Below are 11,303 nucleotides of genomic sequence, written 5' to 3'. Positions count from 1 at the left end.
CTGTGGGTGCGCCAGCGCACAGACGCACCCCACCCCTGACTTTTACAGTTCAGACATCAACTGGGGGGAACCCGGTTAATCGCCCAAAGATGGTGGGGCATACACCATCAAACTGCTGGAGTCCTTTATGAATATGAAACTTGCCCTTGCCGCTGTGATGACCGCTGCCGCCCTGCTCACAGCCACCGGCTGCGCCGTCAGCCGTGGCCAACAAACGGTGGGCGCTTACGTCGATGACGCTGGCATCACCACCCTGGTGAAGTCGCGCATGGCCGAGAGCAAGGTGGTCGCAGCCTCATCCATCAGCGTCGAGACGCTCAATGGTGTGGTGATGTTGTCCGGCTTTGCCAAAAACACGCTTGAAAAAACCGAAGCCGAACGCATTGCACGCGGCGTCAACAACGTCAAGTCGGTGCGCAACGAGATTGCCATCCGTCCGTAAGGACAACTCGCCACGTTCAGGAAAGGGGGTTCATACCAATCAGTGCCCTTTGACCTGTGCCTGAGCTTGGCCTAAACAGCTTGTCGCCCCGGATTCGCCTATCGGATCACGGGGCGTCTTCACGTGGGTCTGACCACTTGCCAGAGCCCGCCCGGCAAACCACCAGAGCCCACACCAACGGACACCACAGCCCCACTGCCCACACCATGCCAAGCTCTCTTTGCCAACGTTTTTACCTTGCTGTTTGTTTGTTGGTGGGTGCCCTGGTCGCCACCGGCTGCGCCAGCCTGCCCGACACCCAGGCCATTTTGGCGCGCCACAGCGAACAGGCGGCCCGGTTTGAGAGCGCCAAAGGCCCGGTGTCCGAGCGCAGAAGTGCGACCATCTTGGCAGCGCTCAAACGCAGCGCGGGTGACATCGACATCCTGGACAAACAGATTGCGCTGGAGCAGGCCATCAATGACAGCCCGCTGGTGCTGGGCAACAAGGTCACCCTGCTGCAAGACGGCCCGGCGACCTACGCAGCGATGCTGGAGGCCATAACCGGGGCGCAGGATCACATCAACATGGAAACCTACATCATCGAAGACGATGCCATGGGCCAGACCTTTGCGCAGGCCTTGATCAACAAACAGCGCCAGGGTGTGCAGGTGAACCTGATCTACGACAGTGTGGGCAGCCTGGGCACCCCCAAGGCCTTTTTTGACGAGCTGGCCCAGGAAGGTGTAGCGGTGCTGGAGTTCAACCCGGTCAACCCACTGGCCACACGAGGCAATACCTGGTTGCTCAACAACCGCGACCACCGCAAACTATTGATTGTGGACGGGCGCACTGTTTTTCTGGGTGGCATCAACATCAGCAGTGTGTACACCTCTGGCTCTGTGCTGCGGCGCAGCCCCAAGGCCAGCCAAGGTGACAACGCCTGGAGAGACACCGACCTGAGGATCGACGGTCCGGTGGTGGCCGACTTCCAAAAACTGTTCCTGCAGACCTGGGACAAACAAAAGGGAAAGGCACTGATGGCCAAAAACTACACCCCGGCTCCAGTGGCGGCTGGCAAAGACATTGTGCGTGCCATTGGCGGCACCCCGGACGACCCCTACAGCCTGGTCTACCTGACGCAGATCTCCGCCATCAGCAACGCTGAAAAGCAGGTGTACCTGACCAACGCCTACTTTGTGCCCGACCCCCAGCTGATCCAGGCCCTGGTGGACGCCGCCGCACGTGGTGTGGATGTGCGGCTGATTCTGCCCAGCTACAGCGACTCGGCCCTGGTGTTCCACGCCGGGCGCGCGCAATACGGCCCGCTACTGGAAGGTGGGGTCAAGATTTATGAGCGCCAGGGTGCGCTGCTACACGCCAAAACCGCGATGGTTGACGGTGTCTGGTCCACCGTGGGCTCCAGCAACCTGGACTGGCGCAGTTTCATGGACAACGACGAGGTCAACGCGGTGGTGCTGGGGCGCGATTTTGCGGCCCAGATGGCCGCCGCCTTTGCCATCGACCAGGCCGCATCAAAACCCATCGACGCCCAAACCTGGGCCAAGCGTCCGCTGGGGGTCAAGCTCAAGGAGTGGTTGGCCCAGCTGTGGGAGCGCTGGTTGTAAGACGCACTGTCAGGCCAGACCCCAAGCCCGCACAATGCCGTCAACCTCCATGACCACCGTGGTCAAAACGTGATCACCACGGAGGCAGAGCTTCGAGTCGCTTCACCGTGATAGACAGCTTCGATGTTGTTACCGTCTGGATCCAGAACGAAGGCAGCGTAGTAGCCAGGATGGTAAGCACGCTCACCGGGAGCGCCATTGTCCTGACCACCATGCGCGAGCGCTGCTTGGTGAAAACGGTCGACCATCGTCCGGTCTTGCGCCTGGAATGCCAGGTGATGACGACCCGTCAGCACCCCCAGCGCGGCCGGGCTGTCAACGGCGGTCACGAACAACTCGTCTGCCCAGAAGTACCCGTCACCCGTACCTCCCATAGGGACATGCAGAGACGCCAAAATGGCCGCGTAAAAAGTTTGGCTCTTCGAGAGGTCCCGTACCACCAGCTGGATGTGATCGATCAGACGACCCCGATGTAGTTCTTGCGTTTCCATCAAATACTCCTAGTGAACATACCAGTGCCTGGCGCGATGGACGTGCCTGTCGCAGCGCGCCTTCACGCCTCTGCCAAGATCGCCCATCGTTCATGGTCTCGCCACGCGCCATCGAGTTTTAGATAGCGGGGTGAGTACCCCTCTCGGGCGAAGCCCGTCCGTTTGACGAGGGCAATGGACTTTTCATTTTCAGGGCGGATGTTGGCTTCCAGGCGGTGCAGGTGCAACTCGGTAAACGCATGCTCGACAAGCAGCCGCAAGCCCGAGGCCATGAAACCTTGACCTTCATGCGGTGAGACGGAGAAGTAGGACAGATAGCCACTCTGGAAAACACCACGCACGATGTTCGTGATATCGATAAAGCCAACCAGTGCAGCGTCAGAAGTGCGACGAACCAGGAAGCCCAGATCGTTTGGACCCAGGCGCCTTTGCATGAACTCGCGCCAGGACTCAACTGTTTGTGGTGCTGAGTACCATGGCACCAGCAGGTCTTGGCTCTTGCTGGCCGCCTCTTGAAGTTCTTCAAGATCGGTGATTTTGAGAGGATAAATGCTGACGGTATTGCTAATAGTCATCGCGGGAAAAACTCGCCGGTGGGAGTACGTCTAAGGATGTCAGATCATACTGAGGCAAATGCGCCAATCTATCGGCAGGCGATGCAGTTCACGTGCCAATCAGCACCAGGTTGAACCCAGACGGCCCGGCTTTAAAGGTGTGTGCAAGGCTTTGCCGTTGTCACGCACAAGCCCTATCCCCGCCAGCCGCTCCGCTGCTTTCGCACACCAGCAGCTCACCAAACAAATGGCCACAAGCAATCTGTGGCGTCGACCAAGTTTCCCCGAAACAGACATCTCAGATATTGAACGCCTGGCCGAGGCAAAGTTGTGAATCCGCAAGGGGCAGCGAACATTCGCGCGACCGAACACCGGCATGAAGTGCGCCCAACCGATGCCATACTTGACCCCATGCGACTGAATTTCCTATCCGTTTCCCATGCTTGAGCTTCAGAGCATCAATCACCTGGCGCTGATTGGCAGTCTGATGCAGCAGATGTGCGTCTATCTGGTGATCGCCTACCTGCTCTCCAAGACGCCGCTGTTCGCGCCCTTGATGCAGGTCACCGTGCGCCTGCCCGACAAGCTGGTGTGTTATCTGGTTTTTTCGGCCTTCTGCATCATGGGCACCTACCTGGGCTTCCAGATCGAGGGGGCGATTGCCAACACACGCGCCATTGGCGCGGTGCTCGGCGGCATTCTGGGTGGGCCGCTGGTGGGTTTTGCCGTTGGCCTGACCGGCGGCCTGCACCGCTACTCATTGGGCGGCTACACCGATGCCGCCTGCGCGGTATCCACCACCGTCGAGGGGCTGATCGGAGGTTACCTCCACCTGTTGCTGCTCAAGCGCCATCGCGCCGACCGCCTGCTGAGCCCGATGATTGCGCTTGGCGCAACACTGGTTGCCGAAATCTCGCAGATGCTCATCATCTTGCTGATGGCCCAGCCCTTTGACCAGGCCGCGCGATTGGTGGCGCACATCGCACTGCCGATGATCGTCACCAACTCGGTGGGTGCTGCGCTCTTCATGCGCCTGATTCTTGACCGCCGTGAAACACGGGAGAAGTACTCGATTGCCTTTTCGGCCAAGGCGCTGCGCATCGCCGAACGCTCGGTTGGTGTGTTGATGCAGGGCTTCAATGAGCAAAATTGCACACGCATGGCGAGCATCATCCGCGAGGAAACCGGTGTTGGTGCGGTGGCGATCACCGATTGCGAAAAGCTGCTCGGATTTGTTGGCATTGGCGCCGACCACCATTTGCCGGGAACACCGATCTCGTCACCACACACCTTCTACGCCATCACACACAACGAAGTGGTGTATGCCGACGGCGCCACCCTCACCTACCACTGCTCGCTGTCCAAAGACTGCAAACTCGGCTCCTCGCTGGTCATTCCGCTGCGTGGCGAAGGCAACCGCGTGTTCGGCACGATCAAACTCTACGAACCCAAGAGCAAATTTTTCTCGTCGCTCAATCGCACACTTGGTGAAGGCATCGCTCGCCTGCTCTCCAACCAGGTGCTGGCGGGAACCATCGAGGAACAGAAGCGCCTGCTGGCGCAATCGGAAGTCAAGCTACTGCAGGCGCAGATCAACCCACATTTCCTGTTCAACGCGCTCAACACCTTGGCTGCGGTCATCCGCCGCAACCCCGAAGGCGCGCGCCAGATCGTTCAGTACCTGTCGACTTTTTTCCGCAAGAGCCTCAAGCGCGCCAGTGATGAGTCGACGCTCAAGGACGAGATCGAACACGTTGATGCTTATTTACACATCGAGTTGGCGCGCCTTGCCGGGCGACTCGACGTCGAGTTTCTGGTGGCCGAGGACTTGCTGCACCTGCGCCTGCCGACTTTCTCCTTGCAGCCTATCGTCGAAAACGCCATCAAATACGGCATTTCCCAGATGCTCGATCCAGGCAAGATCACCATCAGTGCGCAGCGCAGCGATGACGAACTGACGATCGTCATCGAAGACAGCGCAGGCCTCTACAAACCCATGCCCAACGGTGACGGTCTGGGCATGAACCTGGTGGATCGACGCATCAAGATCCGCTACGGCGCCGCCTACGGTATCGAGGTGAGTTGTGAGGCCGAGCAATGGACGCGGGTGAGCATCCGGGTGCCGGTTGAGCAGGAACTTGCCACATGCTGAGCGCGCTGATCATTGACGACGAAGCGCCCGCGCGCGAAGAACTCAAGGCCTTGCTCGCCGAAGCAAGCGATGTGGAGGTGATTGGTGCATGCAGCAACGCCATCGAAGGGCTGTCGGCGATCCACCGCTTGCACCCCGACGTGGTGTTTCTCGACATCCAGATGCCACGTGTTTCCGGCTTGGAGATGGTGGGCATGATCGAGCCCTCGGCGCTGCCACACATCGTTTTTGTGACCGCCTACGACGAACACGCACTCAAAGCTTTCGAAGAACACGCCGCCGACTACCTCTTGAAACCGGTTGATGCACAACGCCTGGCCAGAACGCTGGACTGGTTGCGCTCTGGCAAGCGCGCACCGGCGACGGCTTTTCCTGGCGCCGACAGCCCCCTGCGGCAGATTCCGTGCACACTTCGCAACCGCATCCTGCTGATCGCGCTCGAAGACGTCGAGTACGTCAACACCACTCTCTGCGGTGTGCAGGTCATCGCTTTGAACAAACAGGGTGTGACCGAACTGACACTCAAGATCTTGCAGGAGCGCACCGCGTTGCTCCGCTGCCATCGGCAATACCTCATCAATCTCGACCACATTGCCGAGATCGAACTGCTGGACAACGGTGCGGCGGAAATCATCACCCACAGCGGAAAACGCGTTCCGGCGAGCCGCCGTTATCTGCGTGACATCAAAGACAAACTGCTCATCGGCTGACTCCGGCAGGCACCGCTTGATACCGTTGGAGACCTCTGGATCGCTACCCGGACCTCTCGCCAGATAGTCCCTCCAGGCCGGGCCCAAACCCACTACATTGCGCCCTGCCCCCGTGCAGGAACGGTCATTAACCGCACGTTTCTGCACGTGCAGGAAGCAATCTGGGGCGGCATACCAACAAACGGAGAAACTGATGAATTCATTGACGCTGATTTTTGTGGCGGCACTGGTCTTCGCCATTGCCTACCGCTTCTACGGCATTTTCCTGGCCCAAAAGGTCATGAATCTGCGCGCGGAGCGGGAAACGCCGGCGGTGACCATGGAAGACGGTCACGACTATGTCAAGACCAACAAATATGTGCTGTTCGGGCACCACTTTGCGGCCATCGCCGCCGCCGGGCCACTGCTCGGGCCGGTGCTGGCTGCGCAGTTCGGCTACATGCCAGGTGCGCTCTGGATCCTGATCGGCTGCGTGCTGGCCGGTGGCGTCCATGACATGGTCGTGTTGTTCGCCTCGGTCCGTCACAAAGGCCGCAGCCTGTCGGTGATCGCCGAAACCGAAATCGGCAAAGCCGCCGGCAAAGTGGCGTCAGTGGCCATCCTGTTCATTCTGATCCTGACGTTGGCCGGGCTCTCGATTGCTGTGGTTAACGCCATGTTCAACAGCCCATGGGGCACCTTCACGGTCTTCGCCACGCTGCCGATTGCGATGATCATGGGCGTTTACATGCACTACATCCGCCCCGGTGACATCAAGGGCATGAGCATCATCGGCGTCGTTTTGCTGCTGATCTCGCTGTGGGTTGGCCCCTACGTTGCGGCCGATCCGGCGCTGGCCAAGATGTTCACCTTCACCAAGAAGGAACTCTCGGTGATCATTCCTGCATACGGTTTCATCGCATCTGTGCTGCCGGTCTGGTTCCTGCTGGTGCCGCGTGACTACCTGTCGACCTACCTCAAGATCGGCACCATCGCCGCGCTGGCACTGGGCATCGTATTTGTCCATCCCGAGCTGCACATGCCAGCGATCACACCGCACTTCTTCGGCGGCGGCCCGGTCATTCCAGGTGCAGCCTTCCCCTTCCTGTTCATCACCATCGCCTGCGGTGCGCTGTCTGGTTTCCACGCCATCATTGGCTCGGGCACCACACCCAAGATGATCGCCAACGAGAAGGACATTCTCTTCGTCGGTTACGGCGCGATGCTGACCGAAGGCTTCGTTGCCATCATGGCGCTGATTGCGGCCTGCGTTCTGGTGCCAGCTGACTACTTCGCGATCAACGCAGCACCCGCAGCGTTTGCCAAACTGGGCATCGCCACGGTCAACCTGCCCGAACTCGCAGCCCAGGTCGGTGAACAGGTTCAGGGCCGCCCGGGTGGCGCGGTGTCGCTGGCGGTGGGCATGGCCTACATCTTCTCGGCGGTGCCGTTCATGAAAGGCATGATGGCCTATTGGTACCACTTCGCCATCATGTTTGAAGCGGTCTTCATCCTGACCGCCGTGGACGCCGGTACCCGCGTTGGCCGTTATCTGCTGCAAGAAATGATGGGCAAGGTCTATGCACCGTTTTCCGACAACTCCTGGACGCCGGGCATCATTGTGACCAGCGCTCTGTTTACAGGCTCATGGGGTTACTTGGTCTACACCGGTGATATTTCAACGATCTGGCCGCTGTTCGGCATGGCCAACCAGCTGCTGGCTGCCACCGCGCTGATCATTGGCACCACCATGCTGATCCGTCTGGGCAAGGCCAAATACGCCTGGGTCACCGCTGTGCCCGGCTTGCTGGTGTTCCCCATCGTGATGTGGGCCGGTTACCTCAACATCACTGGCAACTACCTGCCCAAACAGCTGTACCTGCTGACGACCATGTCGGGCATCTTGATGGTGTTGATCTCCATCGTTTTCATCGCCGCCTTCGCTCGCTGGTATGAACTGCTTCAGATCGACAAACGGGTGACCGACAAGTTTGGTGATCAGGTCCTCACCCTCGTCAGCGACTAGAACAGACACTCACCCCCGACTCGCAACAACGGCGAGTCTGATCAGGCCAGCGCCCCCCGGGGTGGCTGGCCTTTTTCTTAACCTCAGACAGCGCCGCTGGTGCGTTTGGGGTCGGATATCTCGCCCCCGTTTTATCAAAATACATAGCTATCAGCCCTTTATCGATAAGGGCTGAAGGCCCAATTTCCTGATATGTTGTGCAACATGGCACGCCCGTGTGGCGGCAGCCCCTGTATCGGCATCAGCTGCGCCACCGGCCTGGCTCACTTGCTGCGGCCAAACACCAGCAAAGCGGCGCCCACCACGATGCCGGCGGCGCTCAGGATCAACGGCACATTGACGGTTTTGGTTTCTTGCACCTTGAGTTCCATGGTGCCAAGTTTGAGCGCGGTGGTCTCTGCCGGGTAGCTGAAACCACCGTACACCAGGCCCAAGGCGCCAGCGGCGATCAGGACGATACCAATCAGTTTGATGGGGTTCATGGGGCAACTTTCTGTCAAATGGAACGAGTGTGCCGCCAGCCCCTCGCCCGGTCTGTGCGCCCGCACACACAGGCGCTGGGTTCGCTATCGCACCGACAAATGCGATGCCACAGAACACAGTCGGGCCTGTTTTATCAATTTCGGAGAATGTTTATGAAAAACCCCCTGGGCCTGCGCCTCGTGACCACCACCCTGGCCGGTGTCATGACCCTGTCGATGGTGGCCTGTAACAAACCGGTGGATGGCACCGGTGCCGCCGCGCCAGCCACAACGGTAGGCACCGAGGTGGACGACAGTGTGGTCACAACCCGCGTCAAGACAGCCTTGCTCGACAACGTCGATGTCAAAGGTTTTGACATCCAGGTCGAAACCCGCAAGGGTGAGGTCATGCTCAGCGGTTTTGTCAGCAACCAGACCCAGATCGACCAGGCAGTGAACGTCGCCAAAGGGGTGGAGGGCGTCACCCACGTCAACAACAAACTCAGCATCAAAGACGGTGTGGCCACGGTGGGCAACAAGATCGATGACAGCGTGATCACCACCGAGGTCAAGGCCGCCTTGCTGGCAGACGCCAACATCAAAAGCCTGGACATCACGGTCACCACCCACAAGGGCGAGGTCCAGCTCAGCGGTTTTGTCAACAACCAGGGCCAGATTGACCGCGCCCTGGACATCACGCGCGGCGTGAGTGGTGTGACCCAGGTCGGCAACCAGATGAGCATCAAGAAGTAAGCGAGGCCCCCATGAACATTCAAAAGAACTTCCAAACCGTCCTCAGCGTGACCACACTGCTGTTGCTAGGCGCCTGCGCCACCAGCATGGCGCCCGCCAACCCCACCGGCAACGCCTTGCCGCAGACCAGCAACGCCGCCACCCAATACGGTGTGGTGCAGTCGATTGAGTTGGTGCAGCAGCCCGTGGCGACAAGCGGCATCGGTGCGGGCACCATTGCTGGCGCGGTGGTTGGCGGCATCCTGGGCCACCAAGTAGGTGGTGGCAGCGGCAACACCGCTGCGACTGTTCTAGGCGCTGCCGGTGGCGCCTATGCTGGGCATACGCTCGAGAAGAACCAGCAGGCGGCACAAACCACCAGCGTCTACAAATTCACCCTGCGCATGAGCGACGGCAACAACCAGGTCTTCACCCAAAGCACCAACGTCGACATCCGCGTAGGTGACCGGGTGCAGGTCGACAACGGTGTGCTGCGGCGCTACTGACGCGGCTGAACGTCACTGAGCAAACGGTCCAGCTCTTTTTTGACCACGCCATAACACTCACACACGCTGGACTCCAGGCCAGCACGGTTGAGCACACTGATGTGGCCACGCCGGTAACGGATGTAACCCTGCGCCTGCAAGTGACCTGCGGCGTCGGTCACACTTTCGCGGCGCACACCGAGCATGCTGGCCACCAACTCCTGTGTCATCACCAGCTCGCGGTCCGGCAGCCGGTCCAGAGTGAGCAGCAGCCAGCGGCACAGTTGCTGCTCCACCGAGTGGTGCCGGTTGCACACGGCAGTCTGGGCCATCTGGGTCATCAACGCCTGGGTGTAGCGCAGCAGCAGGCGCTGCAAGGCGCCACCGCGGTTGAACTCGGTCTTGAGGGTGTGGCGGTCCAGCCGCCAGGCCTGGCCGGCGGTCTGCACCACCGCCGAGCTGGAGGTGCTGTCACCCCCCATGAACAGCGACACACCCACCACCCCCTCGTTGCCCACACCAGCGGTCTCGGCCGAGGCGCCAGACTCGGTGACATAGTGCAAGGACACGATCGAGGTGGTCGGAAAGTAGGCATGGCGCATCTGGCTGCCGGGTTCAAACAACATCTGGCCCAGCGGCATGGGCACCAGCTCCAGGTGGCTGGCCAGTGGCTCAAAATCCGCTGCAGACAAGGCGGCCAGCAGATGGTTCTGGTTCGGGGTGTGGGGCAAAGGCATGGCGCGCTCCAGGACGTTCTGTTGGCTCATAGTTTGGAAGTCAGCTCCACACCAATCCCGCGGTAACCGATAAAACGGCTGGCGCGGTCAAACATCGGCTCACCACTGACCTGAAAAGTCTGCTGGCTTCCGTCGGCACCCACACGGCGAAACACATAGTCCAGAAACGGCTGGCGCTCGGTGATCGTGCGGCGCAACTTCTCGCGCTCAGCCTCGTTCCAGCCACCCAGAACAACGGGGTTGGGCTGCCCGGCCAGCGGCGCCACCTGGATGCCCAGCATCTCCAACACCGGACCCGACACCTTGGTGAAGTGGCCGTGTTCGTCCTGCTCCCAGTACCAGTCCGAAGCCAGCTCGGTCAGGCTGCGGTAGCGTGCTTCACTCTCGCGCAGCTCGGCGGTGCGCTCAGCCACGGTGGCCTCCAACTCGCGGTTGTAGTTGGCCAGCTTTTTGTAGAGCAGGCGCACCTCCAGCATGTTGTGGATGCGGGTTTTCACCTCCACCAGGTCAAACGGCTTGCTGATGAAGTCCTTGGCACCCATTTGCAGCGCACGCAGCTTGTGGCCAGGCTGGGCTGTCAGCACAATCACCGGCAGATAGCTGTCGACAGTGTTGGTTTTGAGCCCCTCCATCACCTGGAAACCGTCCATCACCGGCATCTGCAGGTCCAGCAGAATCAGGTCGTAGTGGTTCTTGCGGTGCAGCGCACACACCTCCTCGGGTTTCATACAGGCGCTGACCTGGCTGTAACCGGCCTCGCGCAGCAGTTGTTCGAGCAGCTGCACATTGGCCATCTGGTCGTCAACGATCAGGATGCTGGCCTGGAGAATTTCGGCAGACAGTGGCATGGCAGGTTCCTCTTCAGGAGTGGGATGGGCAGCAGAGTGCTTCATTTTATATAGCTATATGGCGATTTCTAATAAGGGC

At 59.9% G+C, this 11,303-nt stretch carries 12 protein-coding genes; 7 read left to right on the top strand and 5 right to left on the bottom strand.

The features are described from left to right. Positions 1–133: 133 nt before the first annotated feature. Entirely contained in the window at positions 134–442 is a 309-nt protein-coding gene (locus KKO72_RS11735; protein WP_078367050.1) for a BON domain-containing protein, read from the top strand. 206 nt (positions 443–648) lie between these two features. Further along, positions 649–2,049: a cardiolipin synthase gene (gene cls / locus KKO72_RS11730; RefSeq protein ID WP_214938435.1), complete on the top strand. Its 1,401-nt coding sequence runs from the start codon at positions 649–651 to the stop codon at positions 2,047–2,049. Between the two features lie 62 nt (positions 2,050–2,111). Here cls and KKO72_RS11725 read toward each other — a convergent pair whose 3' ends face one another. Together KKO72_RS11725 and KKO72_RS11720 are read right to left on the bottom strand one after the other, a co-directional pair. After that, the gene (locus KKO72_RS11725) at positions 2,112–2,540 is read right to left on the bottom strand and encodes a VOC family protein (RefSeq protein ID WP_214938433.1); all 429 of its coding nucleotides are present in this window, start codon (positions 2,538–2,540) and stop codon (positions 2,112–2,114) included. Positions 2,541–2,602: 62 nt separating this feature from the next. Next, the gene (locus tag KKO72_RS11720; RefSeq protein WP_214938431.1) at positions 2,603–3,115 is read right to left on the bottom strand and encodes a GNAT family N-acetyltransferase; all 513 of its coding nucleotides are present in this window, start codon (positions 3,113–3,115) and stop codon (positions 2,603–2,605) included. A 418-nt stretch (positions 3,116–3,533) separates the two neighbouring features. Here KKO72_RS11720 and KKO72_RS11715 point away from each other — a divergent pair, with 418 nt between their 5' ends. The 3 genes from KKO72_RS11715 (at position 3,534) to KKO72_RS11705 (ending at position 7,961) form a co-directional block, all read left to right on the top strand. After that, positions 3,534–5,246, top strand: coding sequence for a sensor histidine kinase (locus tag KKO72_RS11715; protein WP_214938429.1), 1,713 nt, complete (start codon positions 3,534–3,536; stop codon positions 5,244–5,246). Further along, positions 5,240–5,956, top strand: a complete 717-nt coding sequence (gene btsR, locus KKO72_RS11710; RefSeq protein ID WP_214938427.1) for a two-component system response regulator BtsR — start codon at positions 5,240–5,242, stop codon at positions 5,954–5,956. Before KKO72_RS11715 ends, btsR begins: the two co-directional genes overlap by 7 nt. A gap of 193 nt (positions 5,957–6,149) precedes the next feature. After that, a complete protein-coding gene (locus KKO72_RS11705) occupies positions 6,150–7,961 on the top strand; it encodes a carbon starvation protein A (protein WP_214938426.1) in 1,812 nt (603 codons plus the stop codon). A 263-nt stretch (positions 7,962–8,224) separates the two neighbouring features. On the opposite strand, the gene KKO72_RS11700 is transcribed toward KKO72_RS11705, so the two are convergent. Beyond that, positions 8,225–8,443: a hypothetical protein gene (locus tag KKO72_RS11700; RefSeq protein WP_078366294.1), complete on the bottom strand. Its 219-nt coding sequence runs from the start codon at positions 8,441–8,443 to the stop codon at positions 8,225–8,227. Between the two features lie 153 nt (positions 8,444–8,596). On the opposite strand from KKO72_RS11700, the gene KKO72_RS11695 reads away from it, so the two are divergent. Continuing rightward, positions 8,597–9,175: a BON domain-containing protein gene (locus tag KKO72_RS11695; RefSeq protein ID WP_214938424.1), complete on the top strand. Its 579-nt coding sequence runs from the start codon at positions 8,597–8,599 to the stop codon at positions 9,173–9,175. An 11-nt stretch (positions 9,176–9,186) separates the two neighbouring features. Beyond that, positions 9,187–9,660: a glycine zipper 2TM domain-containing protein gene (locus KKO72_RS11690; protein ID WP_214938422.1), complete on the top strand. Its 474-nt coding sequence runs from the start codon at positions 9,187–9,189 to the stop codon at positions 9,658–9,660. Here the strand turns inward: KKO72_RS11690 and KKO72_RS11685 are convergent. Beyond that, positions 9,654–10,406 carry a Crp/Fnr family transcriptional regulator gene (locus tag KKO72_RS11685; protein WP_371736871.1) on the bottom strand — a complete coding sequence of 251 codons (753 nt, stop codon included), beginning with the start codon at positions 10,404–10,406 and terminating at the stop codon, positions 9,654–9,656. The two genes, KKO72_RS11690 and KKO72_RS11685, sit on opposite strands and share 7 nt — an antisense overlap. Then, the gene (locus KKO72_RS11680; protein WP_214938420.1) at positions 10,403–11,224 is read right to left on the bottom strand and encodes a response regulator; all 822 of its coding nucleotides are present in this window, start codon (positions 11,222–11,224) and stop codon (positions 10,403–10,405) included. The genes KKO72_RS11685 and KKO72_RS11680 overlap by 4 nt, the downstream gene beginning before the upstream one ends. Positions 11,225–11,303 lie beyond the last annotated feature (79 nt).

The sequence above is a fragment of the Rhodoferax sp. U11-2br genome, assembly GCF_018619435.1.
Taxonomy (GTDB): Bacteria; Pseudomonadota; Gammaproteobacteria; order Burkholderiales; family Burkholderiaceae_C; genus Rhodoferax.
The sequence above is the reverse complement of the archived record's forward strand: the minus strand, read 5'-3'. Positions and strand labels throughout refer to the sequence as shown.